This is a genomic window from Paenibacillus sp. P36 (genome assembly GCF_045866505.1).
GTDB classification, from domain to species: Bacteria; Bacillota; Bacilli; order Paenibacillales; family NBRC-103111; genus Paenibacillus_E; species Paenibacillus_E chondroitinus.
Map to the genome: position 1 here is coordinate 300,361 of NZ_AP038372.1, position 25,331 is coordinate 325,691.

The 25,331-nt window shown below is 48.6% G+C and carries 24 protein-coding genes and 1 tRNA gene; 23 read left to right on the top strand and 2 right to left on the bottom strand.

Annotated features, from left to right (window positions below; all coding sequences use genetic code 11):
• Positions 1-10 precede the first annotated feature (10 nt).
• The 16 genes from hisG to ACKTT9_RS01430 all read left to right on the top strand — a co-directional run bounded on the left by hisG (position 11) and on the right by ACKTT9_RS01430 (position 15,810).
• Positions 11-649, top strand: a complete 639-nt coding sequence (gene hisG / locus ACKTT9_RS01355) for an ATP phosphoribosyltransferase (RefSeq protein ID WP_127458374.1) — start codon at positions 11-13, stop codon at positions 647-649.
• A gap of 18 nt (positions 650-667) precedes the next feature.
• Positions 668-1,954 carry a histidinol dehydrogenase gene (gene hisD / locus ACKTT9_RS01360; protein WP_407870211.1) on the top strand — a complete coding sequence of 429 codons (1,287 nt, stop codon included), beginning with the start codon at positions 668-670 and terminating at the stop codon, positions 1,952-1,954.
• Entirely contained in the window at positions 1,955-2,563 is a 609-nt protein-coding gene (gene hisB, locus ACKTT9_RS01365; protein WP_407870212.1) for an imidazoleglycerol-phosphate dehydratase HisB, read from the top strand.
• A gap of 1 nt (position 2,564) precedes the next feature.
• Positions 2,565-3,170, top strand: a complete 606-nt coding sequence (gene hisH, locus ACKTT9_RS01370; protein WP_407870213.1) for an imidazole glycerol phosphate synthase subunit HisH — start codon at positions 2,565-2,567, stop codon at positions 3,168-3,170.
• 48 nt (positions 3,171-3,218) lie between these two features.
• Positions 3,219-3,977: an imidazole glycerol phosphate synthase subunit HisF gene (gene hisF / locus ACKTT9_RS01375; protein WP_127458370.1), complete on the top strand. Its 759-nt coding sequence runs from the start codon at positions 3,219-3,221 to the stop codon at positions 3,975-3,977.
• A complete protein-coding gene (hisIE, locus tag ACKTT9_RS01380; protein WP_127458369.1) occupies positions 3,974-4,630 on the top strand; it encodes a bifunctional phosphoribosyl-AMP cyclohydrolase/phosphoribosyl-ATP diphosphatase HisIE in 657 nt (218 codons plus the stop codon). Before hisF ends, hisIE begins: the two co-directional genes overlap by 4 nt.
• Positions 4,631-4,656: 26 nt before the next feature.
• Positions 4,657-5,463 (top strand): histidinol-phosphatase HisJ, encoded by an 807-nt coding sequence (gene hisJ / locus ACKTT9_RS01385; protein ID WP_127458368.1) that lies wholly within the window; start codon positions 4,657-4,659, stop codon positions 5,461-5,463.
• A gap of 75 nt (positions 5,464-5,538) precedes the next feature.
• A complete protein-coding gene (locus ACKTT9_RS01390; protein ID WP_127458367.1) occupies positions 5,539-6,489 on the top strand; it encodes a ribose-phosphate pyrophosphokinase in 951 nt (316 codons plus the stop codon).
• Positions 6,490-6,592: 103 nt separating this feature from the next.
• Positions 6,593-8,329, top strand: a complete 1,737-nt coding sequence (locus ACKTT9_RS01395) for a tetratricopeptide repeat protein (RefSeq protein WP_407870214.1) — start codon at positions 6,593-6,595, stop codon at positions 8,327-8,329.
• Between the two features lie 101 nt (positions 8,330-8,430).
• On the top strand, positions 8,431-9,378 hold the full coding sequence (gene trxB, locus ACKTT9_RS01400) for a thioredoxin-disulfide reductase (RefSeq protein ID WP_157323739.1): 948 nt from the start codon (positions 8,431-8,433) through the stop codon (positions 9,376-9,378).
• Positions 9,379-9,532: 154 nt separating this feature from the next.
• The gene (locus ACKTT9_RS01405; RefSeq protein ID WP_157323796.1) at positions 9,533-10,480 is read left to right on the top strand and encodes an ROK family glucokinase; all 948 of its coding nucleotides are present in this window, start codon (positions 9,533-9,535) and stop codon (positions 10,478-10,480) included.
• An 83-nt stretch (positions 10,481-10,563) separates the two neighbouring features.
• Positions 10,564-11,451 carry an RNase adapter RapZ gene (rapZ, locus tag ACKTT9_RS01410; RefSeq protein WP_127458363.1) on the top strand — a complete coding sequence of 296 codons (888 nt, stop codon included), beginning with the start codon at positions 10,564-10,566 and terminating at the stop codon, positions 11,449-11,451.
• 31 nt (positions 11,452-11,482) lie between these two features.
• Positions 11,483-12,466 (top strand): YvcK family protein, encoded by a 984-nt coding sequence (gene yvcK / locus ACKTT9_RS01415; RefSeq protein WP_127458362.1) that lies wholly within the window; start codon positions 11,483-11,485, stop codon positions 12,464-12,466.
• A 5-nt stretch (positions 12,467-12,471) separates the two neighbouring features.
• On the top strand, positions 12,472-13,404 hold the full coding sequence (whiA, locus tag ACKTT9_RS01420; RefSeq protein ID WP_127458361.1) for a DNA-binding protein WhiA: 933 nt from the start codon (positions 12,472-12,474) through the stop codon (positions 13,402-13,404).
• Between the two features lie 148 nt (positions 13,405-13,552).
• Positions 13,553-13,822, top strand: a complete 270-nt coding sequence (locus ACKTT9_RS01425; protein WP_028555561.1) for an HPr family phosphocarrier protein — start codon at positions 13,553-13,555, stop codon at positions 13,820-13,822.
• Between the two features lie 218 nt (positions 13,823-14,040).
• On the top strand, positions 14,041-15,810 hold the full coding sequence (locus ACKTT9_RS01430) for a stalk domain-containing protein (protein WP_407870215.1): 1,770 nt from the start codon (positions 14,041-14,043) through the stop codon (positions 15,808-15,810).
• Between the two features lie 434 nt (positions 15,811-16,244).
• On the opposite strand, the gene clpP is transcribed toward ACKTT9_RS01430, so the two are convergent.
• Positions 16,245-16,826 (bottom strand): ATP-dependent Clp endopeptidase proteolytic subunit ClpP, encoded by a 582-nt coding sequence (gene clpP, locus ACKTT9_RS01435; RefSeq protein ID WP_157323735.1) that lies wholly within the window; start codon positions 16,824-16,826, stop codon positions 16,245-16,247.
• A gap of 225 nt (positions 16,827-17,051) precedes the next feature.
• A tRNA-Arg gene (locus ACKTT9_RS01440) sits at positions 17,052-17,123 on the bottom strand.
• Positions 17,124-17,356: 233 nt separating this feature from the next.
• Between ACKTT9_RS01440 and ACKTT9_RS01445 the strand changes: the two genes are divergently transcribed.
• The 7 genes from ACKTT9_RS01445 (at position 17,357) to ACKTT9_RS01475 (ending at position 25,234) form a co-directional block, all read left to right on the top strand.
• Positions 17,357-18,379 carry a sugar-binding transcriptional regulator gene (locus tag ACKTT9_RS01445; protein WP_407870216.1) on the top strand — a complete coding sequence of 341 codons (1,023 nt, stop codon included), beginning with the start codon at positions 17,357-17,359 and terminating at the stop codon, positions 18,377-18,379.
• Between the two features lie 78 nt (positions 18,380-18,457).
• Entirely contained in the window at positions 18,458-19,462 is a 1,005-nt protein-coding gene (gene gap / locus ACKTT9_RS01450; protein WP_127457105.1) for a type I glyceraldehyde-3-phosphate dehydrogenase, read from the top strand.
• A gap of 136 nt (positions 19,463-19,598) precedes the next feature.
• A complete protein-coding gene (locus ACKTT9_RS01455; RefSeq protein WP_407870217.1) occupies positions 19,599-20,780 on the top strand; it encodes a phosphoglycerate kinase in 1,182 nt (393 codons plus the stop codon).
• Between the two features lie 26 nt (positions 20,781-20,806).
• The gene (tpiA, locus tag ACKTT9_RS01460) at positions 20,807-21,559 is read left to right on the top strand and encodes a triose-phosphate isomerase (protein ID WP_407870218.1); all 753 of its coding nucleotides are present in this window, start codon (positions 20,807-20,809) and stop codon (positions 21,557-21,559) included.
• A gap of 1 nt (position 21,560) precedes the next feature.
• Positions 21,561-23,099 carry a 2,3-bisphosphoglycerate-independent phosphoglycerate mutase gene (gene gpmI / locus ACKTT9_RS01465; protein ID WP_407870219.1) on the top strand — a complete coding sequence of 513 codons (1,539 nt, stop codon included), beginning with the start codon at positions 21,561-21,563 and terminating at the stop codon, positions 23,097-23,099.
• 37 nt (positions 23,100-23,136) lie between these two features.
• A complete protein-coding gene (gene eno / locus ACKTT9_RS01470) occupies positions 23,137-24,429 on the top strand; it encodes a phosphopyruvate hydratase (RefSeq protein ID WP_127457101.1) in 1,293 nt (430 codons plus the stop codon).
• Between the two features lie 88 nt (positions 24,430-24,517).
• Positions 24,518-25,234 (top strand): M50 family metallopeptidase, encoded by a 717-nt coding sequence (locus tag ACKTT9_RS01475; protein ID WP_407870220.1) that lies wholly within the window; start codon positions 24,518-24,520, stop codon positions 25,232-25,234.
• The last annotated feature ends 97 nt before the right edge of the window (positions 25,235-25,331 follow it).

A 25,331-nucleotide genomic window follows, 5' to 3' on the forward strand; every position in this document is an offset into this window, starting at 1 on the left:
GGTTGGAACGGTGGATGAAATACTTAAAGTAGCGATGCCGAAAGGCCGTATTTATAAACAGGCAGCGAAGCTTTTTCATAAAGCGGGGCTGCCGATTCCCGAGGATTTGGAAGAAGGACGCCGGTTAATTATTCCCGTACATGAAGCGAAAATGGAATTCATTTTGGCTAAGCCTGTGGACGTTCCGACTTATGTCGAATATGGAGTGGCGGATATCGGGGTTGTCGGCAAGGATGTGTTAATGGAGGAAAACCGTAACGTTTACGAGCTGCTGGATCTGGGAATTGCGCGCTGCCGCATGTCGGTGATCGGGCTGCCGGATTGGAAGCAAGTCATCAATCCAAGAGTGGCGACGAAGTATCCGAACGTGGCGTCACAATATTTCCGCGAGCAAGGGCAGCAGGTAGAGGTCATTAAGTTGAACGGCTCTATCGAGCTGGCGCCGCTTATCGGTCTTGCTGACCGTATTGTGGACATGGTGGAGACGGGACAGACGCTCAAAGAGAACGGACTTGTGGAGCAAGAGGAGATTTTTCAAATTACGAGCCGCTTAATTGCGAATCGGGTTAGCTACCGCATGAAGAACGAATCCATTCAGCGGTTGTGTGATATGTTGCAGGCAGTGCTTCCTGCGCTGACGAAGGTTTAGAAAGAAAGGGAGATAGCTATGCGGATACTACCCGCCTCGGAATTTGAATTGAAACGCGAGGTCGAATACGGTTCACCGGAGCAAAATGAAACCGTCCGCCGCATCATCGATGAGGTGCGGCAGGACGGCGACGCCGCGCTGCGGCGCATGGCGCGGGAGTTCGACCGCGTCGAAGTCGCTGAGCTACGTGTCAGCGACGAAGAGATCCAGGCGGCGTACGCACAGGTCGACGCCGAGTTCTTGGCGGCGCTGCGTCAAGCGGCCGCTAATATTCGTGCGTTTCATGAGAAGCAGAAACGCACGTCATGGATGGACCTGCAGCCGGACGGCAGCCTGCTGGGCCAAATCATCCGACCGCTGAAGCGGGTCGGCTTGTATGTGCCCGGAGGGAAGGCGGCGTACCCGTCCTCCGTGCTGATGAATGCCATCCCCGCGATCGTGGCGGGGGTGCCGGAGATTGCGATGGTGACGCCTCCGGCCACCGCTGGGGAAGAGGGCATCAACCCGCATATCCTCGTGGCGGCAGCCGAAGCGGGTGTGAAAGAGATCTACCGCGCAGGCGGGGCGCAGGCAGTAGCCGCGTTGGCCTACGGCACGGAATCGATCCAGCCGGTCGATAAAATCGTCGGCCCCGGCAACATCTACGTCGCGCTGGCGAAGCGCTTCGTGTTCGGCGTCGTCGATATCGACATGATCGCCGGACCAACGGACATCGTCGTACTGGCGGATGAGCACGCCGATCCTGAATACGTGGCGGCGGATTTGCTGGCGCAAGCCGAGCATGATGAGATGTCACCGGCCATTCTGGTGACACCGTCACAGGAGCTAGCCGAATCGGTTCGGCTAGAGCTATGGCGGCAGCTGGATGTGCTGCCGAAGAAAGCGATCGCTGCTGTTTCTACAGCGACCAGAGGAGCGATTCTCCTCGTGGACAGCTTGGACGAGGGCGTTGACGTAGTCAACCGCTTGGCGCCTGAGCATTGCGAGTTGTTGGTGCAGGAGCCTTTTAACCTGCTGCCGCGCATTGAGAATGCTGGTGCTATTTTCTTGGGCGCGTACAGCACAGAGCCTGTCGGCGATTATTTCGCCGGGCCGAACCACGTGCTGCCGACGAACGGCACAGCCCGGTTCTCATCCCCGCTGAATGTGGACGATTTTCTGAAAAAATCAAGTGTTATTCACTATAGCAAGGAAGCGCTCGTCGCGAACGGCGAGATGATTATGACTTTGGCCCGCAATGAAGGGCTGGAAGGTCATGCGAGAGCGGTGGAAGTACGACTCAAGAAGGAAGGGAAGTTGAAATAAATGGCTGAACTGGATAATGGGAAGGGCCGCTCGGCGAGTGTAGCCCGCAAAACGAATGAAACGGATATCAAACTTTCGTTCCAAGTAGATGGGACGGGGATTTCGGAAATTCAAACAGACGTTCCTTTCTTGAATCATATGTTGGATTTGTTCACGAAGCATGGACATTTCGACCTGAACGTTGACGCTAAAGGCGATATCGAAATCGACGATCATCACACGGTTGAAGATATCGGGATTTGCTTGGGTCAAACGTTACGCGAAGCGTTAGGTGATAAAAGAGGGATCAAACGTTATGCAAGCGTGTTTGTCCCTATGGATGAGGCGCTCGCGCAGGTCGTTATTGATATCAGCAACCGACCGCATTTTGAGTATCGCGCTCAATATCCTACGGCCAACGTGGGCAGCTTTGAAACGCAGCTTGTTCATGAGTTCCTATGGAAGCTGGCGCTGGAAGCCCGCATCACGCTTCATGTCATCGTACATTACGGGCACAACACCCACCACATGATTGAAGCGGTGTTTAAAGCGCTAGGTCGCGCAATTGATGAAGCGACAACGATTGATCCTCGCGTTCAGGGGGTTCCTTCGACGAAGGGGGTGCTGTAGAATGATCGCGATTATCGATTATGGCATGGGGAATTTACATAGCGTCAGCAAAGCCGTTGAGCGGCTTGGTTATGAAGCTGTGGTTACAGGCGATGCGGAACAGATTCTTGCTGCTGAGGGAGCGATTCTGCCAGGAGTAGGAGCGTTCGGCGATGCGATGGAGCAACTTCGCGAGTCCGGTCTGGGCGACGTGGTGAAACAGTATGCGGCGTCCGGCAAGCCGCTGCTCGGCATTTGCCTCGGCATGCAGCTGCTGTTCGCTTCCAGCGAGGAGCATGGGGATCACGAAGGGCTGGGTCTTCTGCCCGGTTCGGTTGTGCGCTTTCGCGGCGACTATAAGGTGCCGCATATGGGTTGGAACAAGCTGAGCTATAAGCAAAGCTCGAGTCCGATTTTCCAAGGGATTGAAGAAGGACACGTGTACTTTGTGCACTCTTACCACGCGAAGCCGGAGCGCGAAAGCGATCTACTGGCAGTGACGGACTATTATCAGCCGGTGACGGCGATTGTGGGTAGAGACAACGTGTACGGCATGCAGTTCCACCCCGAGAAGAGCGGAGATATCGGCATGCAGCTGTTGAAAAATTTTCTGGCGATGTGCAAGTAGGCGGATAGGTTTTCTTTCTTTCTGCTAAGTTAAGAAGGAGGTGCCATCATGTTAGCCAAAAGAATTATTCCTTGCCTCGACGTCAAGGATGGCCGGGTGGTCAAAGGCGTAAATTTTGTGAATTTACGTGATGCGGGCGATCCCGTGGAGCTAGCAGCGATTTATGATAAAGAGGGCGCGGATGAACTCGTTTTCCTCGACATTTCGGCTTCCGTCGAAGGCAGAGCAACGATGGTGGAGGTTGTCCGGCAAACGGCGGGGGAAATCACGATTCCTTTCACGGTTGGAGGAGGCATCTCCAGCGTAGACGATATGAAGCGCCTGCTGCGTGCAGGAGCGGATAAAATCGGTATCAACACGGCGGCGGTTCGCAATCCTCAGCTAGTGTCCGATGGAGCGCGCAAATTCGGCTCCCAGTGTATCGTCGTGGCGATTGATGCGAAGTTCAACGCGGAGTGGGGCGAGTGGGAAGTGTTCACACACGGTGGGCGCAATGCGACTGGCATTAAGACGCTGGAGTGGGCGAAGCGCATGGAAGAGCTTGGCGCCGGCGAAATCCTGCTGACGAGCATGGATGCGGACGGTACGAAGGATGGGTTCGACTTGAAACTGACACGCGCTGTTTCCGAGCTGCTCACCATTCCTGTCATTGCTTCCGGGGGAGCGGGCAGAACGGAACATTTCTACGACGTATTCACCGAAGGAAAAGCTGATGCAGGGCTCGCTGCTACGATTTTTCACTATAAAGAGCTATCGATTCAAGGGGTCAAAGCTGACCTGAAAGGTAAAGGGGTTGAAATTCGATGACATTTTCACTGGAACAGATTAAATATGATGCACACGGACTGGTACCTGCCATTGTACAGGATGCCGTCAGCAAAGAAGTTCTTATGCTGGCCTATATGAACAGCGAATCTTTGCAACGTACGATTCAAACCGGAGACACTTGGTTTTGGAGCCGCTCCCGTGAGGAGTTATGGAACAAAGGCGCTACTTCGGGTCATACGCAAAAAGTTAAGGCGCTGCGCTACGACTGCGATGCGGATACGCTGCTAGTGCTTGTAGAGCAAGTAGGACCGGCTTGCCACAACGGCACTTACACTTGCTTCACGGAAAGCATTCCGGTCGAAGGGGCGGCACAAGAAGGAACGGAGCCTGCGGTATCCGGAGATCGATTTGCCATCCTTGGCGAGCTGGAAGCCGTTATTGCTTCACGTGATGCTGAGCGTCCGGAAGGCGCTTATACGACCTACCTTTTCGAAAAAGGTGTCGATAAGATCCTCAAAAAAGTAGGCGAAGAAACGGCGGAAGTTATTATTGCTGCCAAAAATAAAGACAACGACGAGCTTCGCTATGAAGCTAGCGATCTCATTTTTCACTTAATGGTCCTTTTACGTAATAATAAATTGCCATTGGATGATATTATGAAAGAGCTTGCGAATCGGCATGTTAAAAAATAAATAAGACGACCTGGAGTGATATCACGATGTTGATTGATTATCATACACATCATGTGCGCTGCGGTCACGCCTCTGGGGAACTAGAGGAATACGTCAAACGCGGCATCGAGATCGGGCTCACGCAATTAGGGCTGTCTGATCATATGCCGCTTTTGCATGTGGATCCGCAGACCTATTGGCCAGAGATGGCTATGCCGATGGAGGAACTGCCTCGTTATGTCGAGGAGTGCCTGCATCTGAAAGAGAAGTACAAGGATCAAATTGATATTCGTGTCGGTCTCGAAGGCGATTATATTGAAGGTTATGAGTCAGAAATAGAGGCCATTATTAAAGCGTATCCATGGGATTACGTGATTGGCTCCGTCCATTTTTTGGGCGAGTGGGATATTTCTGATTTTCGTCAGATCGCAGGTTGGGAAGGTAAGGATATTTATGAGGTTTATACCCAATACTACGAGGCAGTGAAGAAAGCAGCCCGTACAGGACTGTATGATTACCTGGGTCATCTCGATATGATCAAGCGATTTGGTTATGTGCCGGATCGCGATACTTGGGAGTTGGAGAAAGCCGCGCTGGACACGGTGAAGGAGTGTGGGCTTGCGATTGAGTTGAATGCATCCGGACTGCGTCATCCTTGCAAAGAGATGTTTCCTAGCCGCCGTATGCTGGAATATTGCCATAAGGTGGGAATCCCGGTGACGCTTGGATCGGATGCTCATCAGCCGGAGCGGTTAGGCCAATATTTGGATGAAGCAAGATCGCTGCTCAAAATGATTGGATTTAACGAAATAGCCACATTTCATGCACGAAATCGACAACTTGTGACTTTTTAAATTCGACACCTTTCATGTATAATGAGTAGGGCGTGAACAATCTATTTAATGAACCTTCGGAGGTAACCATTAACCATGCATAGCGACAATGTTAAAATTTTTTCCGGATCTTCGAATCCGAAGCTTGCGGAACGTATTTGTAAAGAGCTCGGCCAGCCGCTTGGACAAATCAAATTATCCCGTTTTAAAAGCGGAGAAATCTACTGTCTCTACGAAGAAACGATTCGTAACTGTGACGTATTCCTGGTACAAACCTTCTCCCATCCGATTAATGAACATATGATGGAACTCTTGGTCATGATGGATGCGGCAAAAAGAGCTTCTGCAAAAACGATCAACCTTGTCATCCCATATTATGGTTACTCTCGTCAAGAACGCAAGGCTGCTCCGCGTGAGCCGATTTCTGCTAAATTAGTCGCTGACTTGTTCAGTGCGGCAGGCGCACACCGTGTTGTTACGATTGACCTGCATGCACCGGCGATTCAAGGCTTCTTCAATATTCCAGTTGACCATCTGACGGCACTTGACGTTATTAGTGATTGCATTAAAAAGAAAAATCTGCATAACCCGATCATCGTATCTCCAGATGCAGGCCGTGCAACAACGGCTGAGAAAATGGCGAATATCCTGGATGCGCCTTTCGCGATGATGATCAAGAAACGTCCGGAACACAATGAGTCCGTGATTACTCACGTCATTGGTGATGTTGTCGGCCGTACACCGATTATTATCGAGGATCTGATCGATACAGGAACGACGATCGTTAATGTTGTAGAAAGCTTGAAAGAAAGAGGCGCGCACGACGTTTACATCTGTGCAACGCATCCTGTCTTCTCAGGTCCAGCTCTGCAGCGCTTGGATCACCCGAACATCAAAGAAGTGATCATTACGGACTCCATCGCGATTCCGGAAGGACACTCCGATAAATTTAATGTGCTTTCCGTAGCTCCATTGTTATCCGATGCAATCCGCATTATTAATGATGGCGGTTCCTTGTCTTCCTTGTTTAAATACGGCGGCGTATAGGTAAATTGTATAGACCAGATCTTACCTTCGGATAATGTTTTTGGCTTCCAAGCGATCTATGGTATAATTTGAGTTGTAATCAAATTGCCGGAGGTGTCTTGCTATGGAAAAGATTAAGCGTGTGTCCGAAGCGCCAAAACCTAAAGTAATCTCAATAAATATGGATGCCGCATTCTTTTTCGAGAGAGCGGTTCAATCTTTGGATCGGTTTCATTATGATAAGGCATTGAAATATTTCCGGCGGGCTGCGGAGTATGAGCAGGATAACCCTGTGAATCACTGCAACCTCGCGGGAGTTCTCTCCGAAATGGGCAATTACGACGAGTCGAACCAGATTTTGCAGCATATCCTTGAAACGATCGATCCCGAGATGACGGAATGTCACTTTTATATGGCGAACAACTACGCCAATATGGAAAATTTCGAGCAGGCAGAACAAGCATTAGTTCGGTATTTGGAAACGGACCCTACGGGTCAGTTTATGGACGAATCCGAAGAAATGATGGAAATGCTGAGCTACGAGCTTGAACGGCCTGCCCCTCTCACTAGCATCAAGAGTCGAGAAGGGCTCTTCGAGCATGATAAAGCCCGCGCTCTTCTGGAAGAAGGGAAGTTCGCCGAGGCCGTGAGACAGTTGGAGAAGCTGGTGAAGAATCAGCCTGAATTTACGGCAGCACGGAACAACTTGGCCCTCGCCTATTATTATATGGGCCAATTCGATAAGGCGATGGAAACCATCCGCGCGGTGCTCGAAATTGATGCTGGGAATTTGCATGCCCTGTGTAACATGGCCATCTTCCATCAGCATTTCGGTAATAAGAAAGAGCTGGCGGAGTTAACGGAGCTCTTATGCAAAACGTATCCGTTTCAGCAGGATCATGTCTTTAAGCTTGCTACGACGATGGGGATTCTTTCTCAACATGAGAAAGCGTACCATCTGTTCAAGCGTCTGCTGAAGGCTGGTGACGGTGCAGCAGATCCCTGCTTGTACCACTATGCAGCGGTAGCGGCTTGTCATCTGGGGCGGTTCGATGAAGCCTATCGGTACTGGAAGCAAACACAGAAGCTGGATCCCGGCGCTGAGATCTCCAAGTTTTACTTGGATCAACTGCGTACAAGAGAGAAGGCGGAAGGTCCATTAACTTGGAGCTATCATTACCATCTGCCCTTTGAAGAGCAGTTCCGTGTGTTGGAGAAATCCTCGCAAGGCATTCCTGATCAATTGAAGAAAGATCCACTTGTGCGCTCCTCCTTCTTCTGGGCATTACGTCATGGAGATATCGAAACGAAGCTGCAGGTTATTCAGGCCTTTGGTCTGATTGCCGACGGTGAAGTGAGAGATGCGCTGCAGGACTTCATTCTTGATCGCCATGAAGATGACTATTTGAAGAAAGTAGCCATTTTTGTGCTTCGCAGCATGGGGATTCGGGAGTCCATTCCCGCTTTTCTTGAAAATGAAGAGATCATGGTTGAGGCTTCACCATACTCGCCGCACTTGCCTATTTGGGATGTCAAATGGCAAAGCGTCATGGAAACAGCGCTTTCCCACATGCATAAGCGCTACGATATGGTGCAACAGTATGATTTAGAAATCCTGTGGGTGGAATTTCTGACGAAGATGTATCCGTCTGTGCCCAAAATTCAGAAATCGGAAGGCTGGGCAGCGGCATTAGAATACTTGATTGCCAAGATGCATCGCCGCGCAATTTCGTATCAAGAGGTTTCTGCACGTTATGGCGTGACGGTCTCAACAGTCAGCCGGAACGTGAAACTGATTGATGATACTTGCGGCCTACGCGAGAAGATGGAAGCCATTTTCGACAAATTTACGAGCATTTGATAGCTGGGTTTTTGCCGTGTCGTGAGACCCGGCTTTCATACATAGATGTATGCATACTAAAGATAGCTTTCTTGGTGGAAAGCAACTAGGAGGGAAACCAAATGTACAAATCAGTCGTCGTAGGAACAGGACCATCCGGTCTAACAGCAGCCATTTATCTAGCTCGTGCTAACCTTAGCCCACTTGTTATTGAGGGTCCGGAGCCAGGCGGGCAATTGACCACTACCACCGAGGTAGAGAACTTCCCAGGTTTCCCTGAAGGCATCATGGGTCCTGAATTAATGGAGAACATGCGCAAACAAGCGGAACGCTTTGGCGCTGAATTCAAAACAGGTTGGGTCAATTCCGTTGAGCTAACCAATCGTCCATTCAAATTGCAAGTTGAAGGTCTGGGCGAGATTGAAACAGAAACATTGATCATTTCCACCGGCGCTTCCGCTAAATTGCTCGGGATCGGCAATGAGAAAGAAAATATCGGACGCGGCGTAAGTACTTGCGCAACGTGTGACGGCTTCTTTTTCCGCGGCAAAAAGATTATCGTCGTTGGTGGCGGAGACTCCGCTATGGAAGAGGCGAACTTCTTGACTCGCTTTGCTTCCGAGGTACGCCTGGTTCATCGTCGCGATGAGCTGCGCGCTTCCAAAATCATGCAAGATCGCGCGCGCGGTAACGAGAAAGTGAAATGGGCGCTGAACAATACACCACTTGAAGTTGTATCCGGCGAGAAGGGTGTTACAGGTCTGAAAGTGAAAAATAATACCACTGGTGAAGAAGAAATTATCGAAACAGATGGTATTTTCGTAGCGATCGGTCATACACCGAATACGAAGTTCCTAGGCGGACAAATTGATACCGATGAGCTTGGCTACATCATTGTGAAGCCAGGCACGACGGAAACGAATATTCCTGGCGTTTTCGCTTGCGGCGACGTACAAGATACCAAATATCGCCAAGCGATCACAGCAGCGGGAAGTGGCTGTGCAGCAGCCCTTGAAGCTGAGAAATTCCTTGAAGGCCATATCGTACACGATTGGAGTCAATCGCTGTAAGAGGGTACAGAAAACGTGGAAGGCTATGCTTTCCACGTTTTCTCATTTCATTGGGGAATAGTTGAATCTTGACCTGTATACAGGGTTGTCTTATAGTTTAAACAGGAGCATATGCCCGAAAATTTTAATGATTATTCATGAGGTGACCTTGCAAATGTCAAATCAGATTTATATCGGTGTAGATTTAGGCGGTACCAACATTAAAGTCGGTATCTGCGACGAGCAGGGGAAGCTGCTGCAAACGTTAGAAGGGCCTACAGGCGCAGAGAATGGCGCTGAGTCAGTCATTGGTCGAATTGCGGCGCAAGTGCGACAAATTGTCGAAGAATCCCCTTATGAGTGGGAGCAAGTTGCGGGTATCGGCGCGGGGTTAGCCGGATTCATGGATATTCCGGAAGGATTCGTCAAATTCTCTCCAAATTTGAATTGGCATAATGTCCCTGCCAAGAAAATGTTGGAAACGCTTCTGGGTAAAACCGTGAAAATCGATAACGATGCCAACGTGGCAGCGTTAGGCGAAGCATGGGCTGGAGCAGGTGCGGGGATCCCGAATGTAGTTTGCTATACGTTGGGAACAGGTGTTGGCGGCGGTATTATTATTAACGGTAAAATCTATCAAGGTTCTGCGGGTATGGCTGGCGAGCTTGGACACATGTCGGTTGTGCCGGATATCGAAGCGATTCAATGTGGATGCGGACAAATGGGTTGTTTGGAGACGGTATCCTCTGCAACAGGTATCGTTCGTATGGCCAAAGAAGCGGTTGAACGCGGAGAGCGTACTTCTCTTGCGCTTCATGAAAAAATTGAAGCGAAGCATGTCTTCGACGCTGCAAAAAGCGGAGACGAAGTGTCTCTTCGCATCGTGAACCGTGCTGCTTACTATCTTGGACGCTCTATGGCGGCACTCGCTGTCGTTGTTAACCCGAAACGTTTCATCATCGGCGGTGGCGTATCCAAAGCAGGCGAAATTCTGTTCCAACCAATCCGCGATACATTCAAGAAATACACGCCGGAAGCAGCCGCTGAAGGCGTTGAGATTGTTGCCGCTACACTTGGTAATGACGCTGGTGTCGTAGGCGCTGCCGGTTTGAACTTGCGTTAGAATGCTAGACTGACAAGTACGGTTCGCATGGCTGATGGCAGGGACTTCGGCCTGCGAAAGCACTCCAAAGGAAGGTGTCATTCATGGAAGAGAACCACCCTTTAGCGAAACTGGTCATTATTACAGGAATGTCGGGTGCTGGAAAGACAATTGCGGTGCAGAGCCTCGAAGATCTCGGATTTTTCTGCGTCGATAATTTACCGCCTGTCCTTATTCCGAAATTCGCTGAGTTGATCGTACAGTCGATGGGGAAAATCGGCAAAGTCGCACTGGTGATTGATTTGCGGGGGCGTGAATTTTTCACTGCACTTCAGGAGTCGCTTCGATATATCCATGAGAATTACACGCTAAGTTATGAAATTCTTTTCTTAGATGCTACCGATGCGACACTTGTTCAACGCTACAAAGAGAGCCGACGCCGGCATCCGCTTGCGCCCGAAGGTGCACCACTCGAAGGCATTGGGCTTGAACGCAAGTTGCTGGAGGAGCTCAAAGGTCTGGCTACACAGGTTATTGACACCAGTACTTTGAAACCAGTGCAGCTCAAAGAAAGAATTATTTCCCGGTTTACCAATTTGGAAACCAACCGCATATCTATAAATGTAATCTCTTTCGGATTTAAGTATGGTGTACCCATTGATGCTGATTTAATCTTCGATGTTCGCTTCTTGCCGAATCCCCATTATGTGGAACAGCTTCGCCCGCAGACAGGTCAAGACCCCGATGTGTACGACTACGTGATGAAATGGACCGAGACGCAAGAGTTCCTGACAAAATTGCTTGATATGCTGAACTTCTTAATGCCTCAATACAAGAAAGAAGGCAAAAGCCAGGTTGTTGTGGGAATAGGCTGTACAGGAGGGAAACATCGTTCCGTAGCCATTACCGAATACCTAGGTAAGGTTCTGGGGAACAGTGAAACGGAAGCTGTGCGTTTGAGTCATCGAGATGCCGAGCGGGACCGGGTATAAGCGTCCTAACGATTAAGAGGGTGAATGAAGGATGAAATATGAAAAATCACAGCGCACTCCCAGAATAGTCGTAATCGGCGGCGGCACAGGTCTTTCAGTAATGCTTAGAGGTTTGAAAGAAAAGCCAGTTGATATTACTGCTATCGTTACGGTAGCGGACGACGGAGGAAGCTCCGGCATTCTCCGCAATGAGATGCAGATGCCCCCACCGGGCGATATTCGCAACGTATTGACCTCGCTTGCTGATGTCGAGCCGCTGCTGTCTTTAATGCTGCAGTATCGATTTCAGGTGGGAACAGGTTTAGCTGGGCACAGTCTGGGAAATCTAATATTAGCGGCACTCACTGACATTACCGGTGATTTTGTAACGGCCGTGCAAGAGATGAACCGGGTATTCGCGGTTCGGGGGCGGGTTATTCCGGCTTCCAACCAAGCGATCGTGTTGAAAGCGATAATGGAAGATGGTACTTTAGTCATAGGGGAATCCAAAATTCCCAAAGCGGAAGGGCGCATTAAGCAAGTGTTCATAGAACCCGCGAACGTGACGCCGCTGGCGGACGCAATTCTTGCAATCCGCGATGCGGATGCGATTCTTTGCGGACCAGGGAGTTTATACACGAGTTTGCTGCCTAATCTGCTTGTTCCGGGTATTGCGGAGGAGATCGCCAAATCGAAAGCAGTGAAAATGTTCATTTGCAATGTCATGACACAGCCCGGGGAAACCGATGACTACTCCGTCAGCGATCACCTTGATGCGGTATATGATCATCTCAAGCGGCATTTGTTCGATTATGTGATCGTAAACAATGGCGAAATTCCACCGCAAGTTCAGGCGAGATATGCCGAAAAAGGTTCAAAAGCGGTTCACTTGGATTTGGATGAAGTCACGAAAAGAGGGTATCGGGTCATTGCTGACCGTCTCGTGCTATTCCGCACGTACCTTCGACATGACGCTGAGAAATTGAGTGACCATATTTATCAGCTTGTCGAAAGCTGGATGTCAAGGAAGAAGTGAGTCTCATGTCCTTTGCGGCAACAACCAAAAAAGAATTGACCTTAATAACCGAAGCGGAAGCGTGTTGTGAAAAAGCGGAGTTATCTGCTTTAATTCGCATGAATGGATCGGTTCAGTTAACGAACCAACGCGTTGTTCTCGATATCTCTACCGAAAACGCTGCTATCGCCAGACGTATATACTCCCTCATCAAAAAGACGTACAAACTGCACACTGAACTGCTCGTGCGCAAGAAAATGCGTTTGAAGAAGAATAATGTATATATTGTTCGAGTACCTGGTCAAGTGCAAGAGCTGCTCAGTGATCTGAAAATCGTTTCTGAAGGATTTATCTTTACGACAGGAATCAACAAAGAGATTATTAAGGGCAACTGCTGCAAACGCGCTTATCTCCGCGGAGCTTTCATGGCCGGCGGCTCGGTGAATAATCCCGAAGGATCTTCCTATCATCTTGAAATTGCCTCGATCTATGAGGAGCATTGCAAGGCGCTGGCGCACCTAGCTAACAAATTCGACTTGAATGCCCGCTTTATCGAGCGTAAGAAAGGGTTCGTCCTGTACATCAAGGAAGGCGAGAAGATCATTGAATTTCTGAGTATCATTGGGGCTCATCAAGCGCTGCTGCGCTTCGAGGATGTCCGGATCATGAAGGATATGCGGAACTCGGTGAATCGGATTGTCAATTGTGAAACAGCGAATCTGAACAAGACGATCGGAGCAGCGGTGAGGCAGATCGAGAACATTCGGCTTTTGCAAAGAGAGGTTGGACTTGACAGTTTGCCAGAGAAATTGAGAGAGGTTGCCGAAATCAGACTTCAGCATCCCGATTTGAATCTCAAGGAAGTTGGCGATATGCTTAAGGGCAATGTCAGTAAATCCGGCGTCAATCATCGCCTGCGAAAAATTGACGAATTGGCTGAAAAACAGCGGAATTCTTAGTTTTTACGGGACTGAACACGATGTAAATAAGTTTTTCTCATTTTTTCTAGTGTACTTGAGGGAAAAATGGTATAATGTTATAACATAAGGAATAGCACTGTTATCAGTAGTAATTCATATAAGCGCCACACTAGGGGGAATTAGTTCCATGTCCAGACGTCCAGTCGTTGTGAAGTTGAGAACAGGACTTCATGCCAGACCTGCGGCATTGTTTGTTCAAGAGGCGAATAAGTTTTCATCTGAGATCTTCGTTGAGAAAGATGAGAAGAAAGTGAATGCCAAGAGCATCATGGGAATTATGAGTCTCGCGATCAGCACAGGGACCGAAGTCTTCATAAGTGCAGAAGGTTCGGATGCAGAGCAGGCTGTAAACGCTTTAGTCACGTTAGTTAGCAAGGAAGAATTGGAAAACCAATAATCCTTCAAAAGCTTCCTTTCGAGGAGGCTTTTTTGCAATTGACCGCTGCTTTTGGCAGTTACGGTAAATAAGTGTCAAACTTGTTAACATTTGAATAGACTAGCAACCTTTTTCTCTTGGCGGCGTCTAATGAACGTGGTCAATGAAGGAAAGGGCTATTTGCTTTGCCCTCTATCTCGCATACCTCGCATACTAAGGCAAAAGGAGTTAGAGAGAGAATGAAATGGAATGCTTTAAGGAAAGAGATTACTGTTATGCTCGCTTTACTAGTGTTTCTGGCTAGTGCGATTTCAGCACCAGCAGCGCATGCCGTATCGGCGAGTTCGTCCTTTATTTTACTTTATATCGATAAGTCAGAAGCTTTCGTGAATGAGGATCAGATTCATTTGGAGTCGCCAGCTACGATTATCAACGGGAGTACTTTTGTTCCTGCCAAGTTCCTGGGCGATACCATGGGCTTCAAAGTAGAGTGGAATAACGATTCCCGGACGATTCAAATGACACCTCCAGGCTACAACATCGTGCTGGATGCTGACCATAAGACAGTTACGACCAATGGCGTGGATACGCCTTTTAACTCGGTTGCTGCGATTGTGAACGGGAAGCTTCTGGTCAAGCTGACATGGCTTGCGGATTACATGGGCGCGAAGTACACGTACAACAGTGAATTGCGTCGTGTAGAGATTGTCCACTTTAAGACGCCTGAGGGCATCTACATTGATCAAGACAGCAATTCCCGACCTGTAGCCAAGTTTGCAACTGCGAAGCCTACTTACCGCCTTGGAGAGCCTGTGAAGTATGTGGATTTGAGCTACGATCCAGATGCGGAAGGTATTGCATCCTACGATTGGGTTGGCAAAGAAGAAGCGTTCTTCAAACCAGGCAAGTATCCGGTCACTTTGACCGTGAAGGATCGCCATGGACACGAAAGTAAATTATTCAAAAGTTATGTAACGGTTGAAGACGTGCCTTATTTGAGTCAAGTGGAGTACCCGATTTATACAGCTCCTGTGGGCAGTTTCATCAAATCGGATTGGGGAACTATTTGGTCCCATTTCAACGAGCTGCCGATGCTTCCAAAGAAAGTTACAGAGCTGACTGACCGCACATTGCTGGTAAGCGATAGTCCCGAAGAGTTTACGGAAAAAGGCATTCTGTATCAGGACAAAATCAATGGGAAAGCGCGTTTGTATGCTGACCATATCAACGGCACGAAGCAAATCATGACGATGGCGATTTTCGCCACGAATAATACGGATAAACCGGTAACCATCAAAACGACGAATAAAGGTGAGGTATATCCTTCCGTTTATGCTAATTTGATCGGCAGCGAAGCTTCTGTAGACTTCTTGTTGAACAATGTGTACACAGATACAATGACGGTTGCTCCTCATGAGACTTATGTCTATGCGAAGCTTCCAGACTTTTATCCAGGGCAAGGCGTGAACTTGTTCTATGATGTCGAAACAGATGGCGAGTTACAAATGTCTTTCGCTGTAACGGATCAAAGGTTAACGTCGAATACCGTGAAGGAACTTCCTTTGTTGGCTTTCAATGGTCATGTGAGGGGGACTTTCCCGGTATCCGAAATCAAGTGGGACATTGATGCGGCGAGTTTCGCCAAAACATCGGTGCTGACGATAGGCGATAATAAGACCGACCCGTTCGTCAAAGGTTATGACGTGATACGCAAGGAGAACGTAGAGAACGGCGGAAACTATGGTGTGGTTTATAAAATCCATTCGGATAAGCCGCGCAAAATGGCCGTTATGATTATGGCTAGAGGCGGCGTTTTCAAAGGGCCGTTCAAAATTAACGGCGAGATCATTCCGGTTCCGAGCTCCGGTGTTATTACCGCGTTTGACGGCATGGAAGTGCTGGCTCGCACGACGGGCAAGGAAGACGCGCTGGATATTGAGTTCACGCCTCCGGCGGGCTCAGCGTTCCCGATTGACCTTATTTTCTACCCATTGGATGAGAAAAAGTAAGTGATTGTTAAGAGCCTTGGAGATCCTATTGCTTCGCTTGGAAAATCGGAAGATTTTCGGGTGGATAGGAGCCTCTGGGGCTCTTTTTTTGCATTTGCTGCAGGGTAACGGGCGGCTTGCTTGCAGCTGGTAGCGGTAGTCGAACGCGGGGCGCGGCAGGGAATTCGTTGTGCAACGGACACACGGGCCGTTATTCTTTGCTATTTGCCTGCAGCTAGACAGCTAACGGACTGTGGTGACGTTATTTAACAGGTTTTCTCCGTTGCTGGGGCTATTTATGGCAATTAACGGCTCTGGAGTCCGTTAAATTGAATTTGGAGCCTAAAATCGATAAATAGAGGCTGTGGAGTCCGTTAGAGGGCAATCAGCCCACCAATAAAAAAACCAGCCGCAAGGCCGCTCAGAAGAGCAGTCATGCAAGCTGGTTATTTGTATTAGACGCGCTCGATTACTTTATCGATGAGTCCGTAGTCGGCTGCTTCAGCAGCACTCATGAAGTTGTCGCGGTCTGTATCTTTTTCGATGCGTTCGAACGTTTGTCCTGTGCGCTCTGCAAGGATTTTGTTCAGGTTGTCTCTCATTTTCAAAATGCGCTTCGCGCGAATTTCGATGTCGGAGGCTTGGCCTTCAGCGCCGCCAAGCGGTTGGTGAATCATGACTTCGCTGTTCGGAAGCGCGTAACGCTTGCCTTTGGCGCCAGCTGTTAGCAGGAATGCGCCCATCGAAGCAGCCATACCAACGCAAATCGTGGAGACGTCCGGCTTGATGAACTGCATCGTGTCGTAGATCGCCATACCGGCTGTGATGGAACCGCCAGGGCTGTTAATGTATAGCGAGATATCTTTATCAGGATCTTGTGCGGCCAAGAATAGTAACTGAGCAATGATGGAGTTTGCCACAACATCGTTGACACCCGTGCCTAAGAAAATAATGCGGTCTTTCAGCAAGCGAGAGTAGATGTCATATCCTCTTTCACCGCGTGCGTCCTGTTCGACGACCATAGGGATAAAACTCATGAGAATGACCTCCTTGGGGTGGGTAGATGGTTTAAAAGTTTGGTGCCTGGGGCCAATGTCATGCTATGAGTTATGAAATTGATCTCCCTCGTACATACTATTTACAGTATCTACAAGTATGATAACGAAAAAACCTTCGAAGGTCAAGAAAGGTCAAACTAACAATAAAAAAAATCAGTCAACCGACTGATTTCTCTAATGTTTCCCTTATTTCCATGTCATTTACGCGCCCGAAAGGAATCGAACCTTTATCTCAGGCTTCGGAGGCCTACGTCATATCCATTGGACCACGGGCGCATGTTTCAAAAAAGCGAAGCAAGGGTTATTATATGTCACCTCCGCGCAAAAAGCAATACCGTAAGCCCTTACAGCACATTTTGTTGAAATTGTTTGAACAATTGTTGAATGTTCAAACGTTATTGGTTATAATAAACGTGTAAGGCCATTTTTTTTCACCCGGGTGGGACGCAAAATGTATACCCGGGACATAAAACGTCCATCACTGGATCAGGAGCGTCGAACGTCGTTATATGAGAGAAATTCTAGACATTCAGAAAAAGCTCTTGCCGGATCTCATGGACATCATGAAGAAGCGATACTCGATTCTGCATCATATCTTAATCTCTGGTGTTGTCGGACGTAGAACGCTAGCTTCTTCGCTCGATATGACGGAGCGGGTGCTCCGCGGAGAAGTAGACTTCCTTAAGGAGCATGGGCTTTTGGAATCGGACGCCTCTGGGATGAAGATCACGGAGTCCGGCCGTCAACTGCTCGAGGATATGCTGCCGATCATTAAGATCGCTTTTGGATTGACGGATTTGGAAGAAAGCATCGCGAAAGCGTATGGTCTATCGCAAGTCATTGTGGTTCCTGGCGATACGGACACTTCGGTCTTCACGAAGAAGGAGCTTGGACGCGCCGGCGCAGCGGCACTGCGCAAATATGTGGCCAAGGGCGACATTATTGCAGTAACCGGCGGCTCAACAATGGCACAAATTGCGAATAACCTGACGATTTCCTCTTCCATGAAAGGCAATTGGTTCGTACCGGCTCGCGGTGGACTCGGCGAAAGCGTGGATATGCAGGCAAATACAATCGCGTCTATTATGGCCAAGAAGACAGGCGGGAAATACAGACTGCTTCATGTGCCGGATCATCTAGGCGAGGAAGCGTATCAGACGCTTATCCAAGATCCGCAGATTCAGGAAGTTGTTGACGCTGTTCGCAGTTGTCGCATCGTAGTTCACGGTATCGGAGATGCTATGGTCATGGCTCGAAGGCGCAAGGTGGACGCCGAAACGACTCGCAGCTTGCAGGACGATGGCGCTCTGGCAGAGGCATTCGGGTACTATTTTGACCGTCAAGGAAATGTCGTGCACAAGATGCCTACAGTCGGGCTTCGTCTGGAGGATCTGCATCGGACAGAAGTCGTGATTGGCGTAGCAGGCGGTAAAAGCAAGGGTGAAGCGATCGCTTCCGTTCTAAGGCACGGGCAAGAAGATGTGCTGGTCACGGACGAAGCGGCGGCACTTGAAATTATGAAACATGTGTAATTGGACATCATAACGTGGGCTTGTACCAGCTGCGTTTTGAAATAAATAAATCTTTTTTAATCTTAGGAGGAATTCGCTATGGTAAAAGTAGGTATTAACGGTTTCGGACGTATTGGTCGTAACGTGTTTCGCGCAGCTTTGAACAGCTCAGAAGTACAAATCGTTGCAGTAAATGATTTGACTGACGTTAAAACATTGGCTCACTTGCTTAAATATGACACAACTCACGGTAAACTAGACGCAACAGTTGAAGCTGGCGAAGGCGAATTGATCGTTAACGGTCGTTCCATCAAAGTTTTTGCTGAGCGTGACCCTGGGAACCTGCCATGGGCATCTGTAGGCGCAGAAATCGTTGTTGAATCCACTGGTATCTTCACAGCGAAAGAAAAAGCATCCCTTCACTTGAAAGGTGGAGCTAAGAAAGTTATCATCTCCGCTCCTGCTTCCGACGAAGATATCACAATCGTACTTGGCGTAAACGAAGACAAATACGATCCAGCAGCTCACACAATCATCTCCAACGCATCTTGTACAACAAACTGCTTGGCTCCTTTCGCGAAAGTTATCAACGATAGCTTCGGAATCGTAAAAGGTATGATGACAACTGTTCACTCTTACACAAATGACCAATCCGTGCTTGACGTTCCTCATAAAGACCTTCGTCGTGCTCGTGCAGCAGCTGAGAACATCATTCCTTCCAGCACTGGCGCAGCAAAAGCAATCGGTCTGGTTCTTCCAGAACTTAAAGGCAAATTGAACGGTATGGCTATGCGTGTTCCTACACCTAACGTATCCGTAACTGATTTGGTTGTTGAGCTTAAAGTTAACGTAACGGTTGACGAAGTAAACGCAGCTCTGAAACAAGCTTCCGAAGGCCCTCTTAAAGGCATTCTGAACTACACAGAAGAGCCGCTTGTATCCAGCGACTTCAATGGTGACCCAGCATCTTCCACAGTTGATGCATTGTCCACAATGGTAGTTGGCGACAACATGCTGAAAGTAGTTTCCTGGTACGACAACGAGTGGGGTTACTCCAACCGTGTAGTTGACTTGGCTGCTTTCATCGCTAAAAAAGGTCTGTAATTTCATACAACACACACTAACAACCACATGAAGAGGAGAAGCGATTCTCCTCTTTATGTGCGATTGTTGCCTATATAAGTTGATCGGAAACAGGAAGTACGGAAGTAAACCATATACGTTCAGGAGGCTTTAACTTATGAGTAAGAAAAGTGTTCGCGATGTTGAAGTAGCTGGTAAAAGAGTATTCGTTCGCGTTGATTTCAACGTACCTGTAGAGAATGGTCAAATCACGGACGATACACGTATCAGAGAAACGCTCCCTACGATTAAATACTTGGTAGAGCAAGGCGCTAAAGTTATTCTTGCTGCGCATTTTGGCCGTCCAAACGGACAAGTGGTTGAAGAGCTTCGTTTAACACCGGTTGCTGTAAAATTGGCTGAGCTGCTTGGCCAAAACGTGATCAAAGCGGATCAATCCGTTGGTGAAATCGTGAAAGCACAAGTGGATGCGCTTGAAAATGGCGACGTTCTCTTGCTTGAAAACGTACGTTTCAACGAAGGCGAAGAGAAAAATGATCCTCAATTGGCAAAAGCTTTCGCTGATCTGGCTGATCTGTTCGTAAATGATGCATTCGGTGCAGCTCACCGTGCGCATGCTTCAACTTCAGGCATCGCTGCTTACATACCGGCTGTTTCCGGTCTTTTGATGGAGAAAGAGCTTGATGTTCTAGGCAAAGCGCTGAACAACCCTGAGCGTCCTTTCACAGCGATCGTCGGCGGTTCCAAAGTGAAAGACAAAATCGCTGTCATCGAAAACCTCCTGAACATTGCAGACAACGTCTTGATTGGTGGCGGTCTGTCCTATACATTCCTGAAAGCACAAGGCTACGAAATCGGTAAATCGCTTCTGGATAATTCGAAGCTTGATTTGGCGCTTAGCTTTATTGCGAAAGCCAAAGAAAAAGGTGTTAACTTCCTGCTTCCTGTAGATATCGTTGTTACGGATAAATTCAGTGCAGACGCGAACACGCAAATCGTTGATATTGACAGCATTCCTGCAGATTGGGAAGGCATTGACATCGGACCTAAAACACGTGCACTTTATGCTGACGTTATCGCGAAGTCCAAACTGGTTGTTTGGAACGGACCGATGGGCGTATTTGAAATCGAGCCGTTCTCGCATGGTACACGTGCGGTTGCTGAGGCTTGCGCAAAAACAGAAGGCTACACAGTAATTGGCGGCGGCGACTCTGCTGCAGCAACGGAGAAATTCCACTTGGCTGAGCAAATGAACCACATGTCCACAGGCGGCGGAGCTTCCTTGGAGTTCATGGAAGGTAAAGCATTGCCAGGCGTTGTAGCTTTGAACGATAAATAATTTATTATCAAAGGAGAGCATTCCGAATGAGCAGAAAACCGATTATCGCGGGTAACTGGAAAATGTTCAAAACTGTTTCCGAAGCTGTTAGCTTTATAAACGAAGTAAAAGGCAGCACGGTAGAAGGTGTAGAAAGCGTAATTTGTTCTCCTTTCACAAACCTGCCGGCACTGGTTGAAGCTGTAAAAGGCACTGACTTGCACGTAGGCGCACAAAACCTGCATTTCGAAGACAATGGCGCGTTCACAGGCGAAATCTCCGGCGTTATGCTGAAAGATCTCGGTGTGGAGTACGTCATTATCGGTCACTCCGAGCGTAGAGCATACTTCGCTGAGACGGACGAAATCGTGAACAAGAAAGTCGCTGCGGCTTTCAAACACGGCTTGAAACCGATCCTTTGCGTAGGCGAGAAGCTGGAAGAGCGCGAAGCGGGTCAAACCAAAGATGTTTGCAAAGTGCAAACAGAAGCAGCTTTTGCTGGTCTTAGCGCAGAGCAAGCAGCACAAGTGGTTATCGCTTACGAGCCAATCTGGGCTATCGGTACTGGGAAATCCTCCACAGCTGCTGATGCACAAGACGTTATCGGCTACATCCGTGAGCTTGTGAGCGGTCTTTACGGCGCTTCCGTAGCAGACGCGGTTCGTATCCAATACGGCGGCAGCGTGAAGCCTAACAACATTGCTGAATACATGGCGCAACCTGATATCGATGGCGCACTTGTTGGCGGAGCAAGCTTAGAGTCTGCTTCCTACATCCAACTCGTCCAGGGGGCGAAGTAATATGTCCAGACCGAAACCGGTAGCACTCATCATTCTCGATGGCTTCGGACTTCGTTCGGAAGAGCAGGGGAATGCCGTTGCTCATGCCAAAAAGCCGAACTATGACCGTTACTGGTCAAGTTATCCACATACAACTTTAACGGCTTGCGGTGAAGCTGTAGGTTTGCCTGAAGGACAGATGGGGAATTCTGAAGTAGGACACCTGAATATCGGCGCAGGCCGTATCGTTTATCAGGATCTGACGCGGATTTCAAAATCGATTCGTGACGGTGAATTCTACGACAATGAAACGATCGTAGGCGCTGTACGTCATGCCAAAGAGAACGGCAAAAAGCTGCACCTTTACGGGCTGCTTTCCGATGGCGGCGTGCACAGCCACATTGAGCATTTGTTTGCTTTGCTGGATCTGGCTAAGAAAGAAGATTTCCATGAAGTGTATATCCATGCGTTCCTCGACGGCCGCGACGTAGCTCCGGATTCTGCGAAGAGCTACATGGAGCGCCTTCTGAAGAAAATCGCCGAAGTCGGCGTAGGTAAAATTGCGACTGTTCAAGGACGTTACTATGCAATGGATCGCGATAAACGTTGGGAGCGTACGGAGAAATCCTACCGCGCCATGGTTTACGGTGAAGGTCCAGCCTACACCGATCCGATGAAAGCTATTGTTGAATCTTACGAAAAATCCATCTTCGACGAGTTCGTTATGCCAACGGTTATCGTTGGTGAGGATGGCAAACCGGTAGGTCTTGTTGAATCCGGAGATGCCGTCATCTTCTTCAACTTCCGTCCGGACCGTGCGATCCAGCTTTCGCAAGTCTTCACGAATGAAGACTTCCGTGGTTTTGACCGTGGTCCTAAAGTGGCTAAGAACTTGTACTACGTATGTCTGACGTTGTTCAGCGAGTCTGTTGACGGTTTCGTAGCGTACAAACCGAAGGATCTCGACAACACACTTGGTGAGGTGCTCGCTCAGAACGGTCTGAAGCAGCTTCGTGCAGCGGAAACGGAGAAATATCCGCACGTAACGTTCTTCTTCAGCGGCGGACGCGATGCGGAACTACCAGGCGAAACTCGCTTGCTGATCCCTTCCCCGAAGGTTGCAACCTATGACCTGAAGCCAGAGATGAGCGCTTATGAACTAGCTGATGCTGTTGTTAAAGAGATTGAAGCGGAACGTCATGACGCGATCATCCTGAACTTCGCAAACCCTGACATGGTTGGCCACTCCGGCTTGCTGGAGCCAACGGTGAAAGCGATCGAAGCGACAGACGAGTGTCTGGGTAAAGTGGTGGAAGCGATTCTTGCCAAAGGCGGAGTTGTCTGCATCACAGCTGATCACGGGAATGCCGATGTTGTCACGAATGCGGACGGTTCACGCAACACGGCTCATACAACGAATCCGGTCCCTTTTATTGTTACGGACAAATCTGTTACACTAAGAGACGGCGGAATTTTGGCAGATATTGCCCCAACATTGCTGGACTTCTTAGAGGTTAAACAACCGGAACAAATGACCGGGACTACAATCCTTAAGAGATAGCAACCAAATTAATTATATAAAAGGAGTGTTTTCTACAATGACTATTATTTCTGATGTTTATGCACGCGAAGTATTGGATTCCCGCGGTAACCCGACGGTTGAAGTTGAAGTCTATCTAGAGTCCGGCGCATTTGGCCGCGCTATCGTTCCATCTGGCGCATCCACAGGCGCGTACGAGGCTGTTGAGCTTCGTGACGGTGACAAAGGTCGTTACCTTGGTAAAGGCGTTCTGAAAGCCGTTGACAACGTTAACGAAATCATCGCTCCAGAAATCATTGGCTTGGATGCACTTGATCAAGTTGGCATCGACACTAAAATGATCGAGCTAGATGGTACTCCAAACAAAGCAAAATTAGGAGCTAACGCAATCCTAGCTGTTTCTATGGCTGTAGCTCGCGCTGCTGCTGACGCTTTGGATGTTCCTTTGTACACATACCTTGGTGGATTCAATGCCAAAACACTTCCAGTTCCAATGATGAACATCATCAACGGTGGGGCGCATGCCGACAACAACGTTGACGTTCAAGAGTTCATGGTTCTGCCAGTTGGCGCACCTACTTTCAAAGAAGCTCTTCGCATTGGCGCAGAGATTTTCCATAGCTTGAAATCCGTATTGAAAGACAAAGGCCTTAACACAGCTGTTGGCGACGAAGGCGGATTCGCTCCTAACTTCACATCCAACGAAGAAGCGATCACAACTATTCTTACAGCGATTGAAAAAGCTGGTTACAAACCAGGTGTTGATGTATTCTTGGGTATGGACGTTGCTTCCACAGAGTTCTTCAAAGACGGTAAATACGTACTTGAAGGCGAAGGCAAAACATTCACATCCGCTGAGTGGGTTGACTTCCTTGCTGCATGGGTTGATAAATACCCAATCATCACAGTTGAAGACGGCTGCTCCGAAGATGACTGGGAAGGTTGGAAATTGCTTACTGAGAAATTGGGTAACAAAGTTCAACTCGTTGGTGACGATCTGTTCGTTACGAACACTGAGCGTCTTTCCACAGGTATCGAGCAAAACATCGGTAACTCCATCTTGGTAAAAGTAAACCAAATCGGTACGCTTACTGAGACTTTTGATGCGATCGAAATGGCAAAACGCGCTGGTTACACAGCGGTTATCTCCCACCGTTCCGGTGAGAGCGAAGACAGCACAATCGCTGACATCGCGGTTGCTACAAACGCTGGTCAAATCAAAACAGGCGCTCCTTCCCGTACAGACCGCGTTGCGAAGTACAACCAACTTCTTCGTATCGAAGACGAGTTGTTCAGCGTAGCTCAATATGCGGGTAAAAAAGCTTTCTACAACTTGAGAAACTTTAAATAAGTTGCTTCGTAGTAAATAACTAAATAACAGCAGAGCCGGATAGTGACTTGTGTCATTATCTGGCTGTGCGACCGAGGGGGTCATTGTATTGAGCAATTGGGTGAAGACTATTTTATTTCTGATAGGTTCCGCCTTGCTTACACATTGGATCCCCTCATCTTTTTTTCGTAACCTGGATACAATGGTTCACGAGTTTGGGCACGCGGTGGTAACGTTGGCGCTGTCTGGTCAAGTGCAGCGAATTGAGCTGTACGCCAACCACAGCGGTGTCACGCTTTCGGCGATTTCTCAAGCCAGATCGTGGTCGATCATTCCTGTAGCTTTGGCCGGATATACGACAGCTTCCGTATTTGCTTGGTTCCTGTTCTCAGCCTTTGCCAGAGGGAAGCAGCAGGTCGGTTTTCTGGTCATGATCACTATATCGGCCATTTCATTGCTCCTATTCGTTCGGAATGGTTTCGGCATCATGTTCTTAATCGGATTTATTGCCTTGACGATCATTATGATGGCTATTCCTCTTAAATGGCTGCGCAATTTTTATTACTTGCTGCTCGCTTTTCTATGCTTGGAGGAGTCCGTGTTCGGACCGATTTATTTGATCCAAGCTGCGTCGCGAGATGCGCGGCAAGCTGGGGACGCCACGAATTTGGCGCTTCATACAGGGGTTCCGACCATGGTGTGGGCGATTATCTTTACACTCTTTGCGTTATGGTGTGCGAAGCAAGCGGTTCAGGCTTTTCTTGGGGGAAATAAGCGGTCAAGAAGCGCCAATCGCCAATCATCTGCCTATTCCTACCGTGATTAAAACGTAGCAAAACGTCCAAACACCTCTTTTGTTGTTTTCTAGGACGAACTGTGTTAAAATACTCATGCTAGTCATATAAGCAAAAGTACAGGCAATT

Coding starts and splice junctions, on each gene's coding strand:
- ACKTT9_RS01390 (WP_127458367.1), top strand. CDS start 5,539: ATGCATAGCGACAATGTTAAAATTTTTTCCGGATCTTCGAATCCGAAG.
- hisH (WP_407870213.1), top strand. CDS start 2,565: ATGATCGCGATTATCGATTATGGCATGGGGAATTTACATAGCGTCAGC.
- trxB (WP_157323739.1), top strand. CDS start 8,431: ATGTACAAATCAGTCGTCGTAGGAACAGGACCATCCGGTCTAACAGCA.
- ACKTT9_RS01425 (WP_028555561.1), top strand. CDS start 13,553: ATGTCCAGACGTCCAGTCGTTGTGAAGTTGAGAACAGGACTTCATGCC.
- ACKTT9_RS01455 (WP_407870217.1), top strand. CDS start 19,599: ATGAGTAAGAAAAGTGTTCGCGATGTTGAAGTAGCTGGTAAAAGAGTA.
- ACKTT9_RS01445 (WP_407870216.1), top strand. CDS start 17,357: ATGAGAGAAATTCTAGACATTCAGAAAAAGCTCTTGCCGGATCTCATG.
- whiA (WP_127458361.1), top strand. CDS start 12,472: ATGTCCTTTGCGGCAACAACCAAAAAAGAATTGACCTTAATAACCGAA.
- tpiA (WP_407870218.1), top strand. CDS start 20,807: ATGAGCAGAAAACCGATTATCGCGGGTAACTGGAAAATGTTCAAAACT.
- ACKTT9_RS01395 (WP_407870214.1), top strand. CDS start 6,593: ATGGAAAAGATTAAGCGTGTGTCCGAAGCGCCAAAACCTAAAGTAATC.
- hisJ (WP_127458368.1), top strand. CDS start 4,657: ATGTTGATTGATTATCATACACATCATGTGCGCTGCGGTCACGCCTCT.
- gpmI (WP_407870219.1), top strand. CDS start 21,561: ATGTCCAGACCGAAACCGGTAGCACTCATCATTCTCGATGGCTTCGGA.
- eno (WP_127457101.1), top strand. CDS start 23,137: ATGACTATTATTTCTGATGTTTATGCACGCGAAGTATTGGATTCCCGC.
- gap (WP_127457105.1), top strand. CDS start 18,458: ATGGTAAAAGTAGGTATTAACGGTTTCGGACGTATTGGTCGTAACGTG.
- hisIE (WP_127458369.1), top strand. CDS start 3,974: ATGACATTTTCACTGGAACAGATTAAATATGATGCACACGGACTGGTA.
- clpP (WP_157323735.1), bottom strand. CDS start 16,826: ATGAGTTTTATCCCTATGGTCGTCGAACAGGACGCACGCGGTGAAAGA.
- rapZ (WP_127458363.1), top strand. CDS start 10,564: ATGGAAGAGAACCACCCTTTAGCGAAACTGGTCATTATTACAGGAATG.
- hisB (WP_407870212.1), top strand. CDS start 1,955: ATGGCTGAACTGGATAATGGGAAGGGCCGCTCGGCGAGTGTAGCCCGC.
- ACKTT9_RS01405 (WP_157323796.1), top strand. CDS start 9,533: ATGTCAAATCAGATTTATATCGGTGTAGATTTAGGCGGTACCAACATT.
- ACKTT9_RS01430 (WP_407870215.1), top strand. CDS start 14,041: ATGAAATGGAATGCTTTAAGGAAAGAGATTACTGTTATGCTCGCTTTA.
- hisD (WP_407870211.1), top strand. CDS start 668: ATGCGGATACTACCCGCCTCGGAATTTGAATTGAAACGCGAGGTCGAA.
- hisF (WP_127458370.1), top strand. CDS start 3,219: ATGTTAGCCAAAAGAATTATTCCTTGCCTCGACGTCAAGGATGGCCGG.
- yvcK (WP_127458362.1), top strand. CDS start 11,483: ATGAAATATGAAAAATCACAGCGCACTCCCAGAATAGTCGTAATCGGC.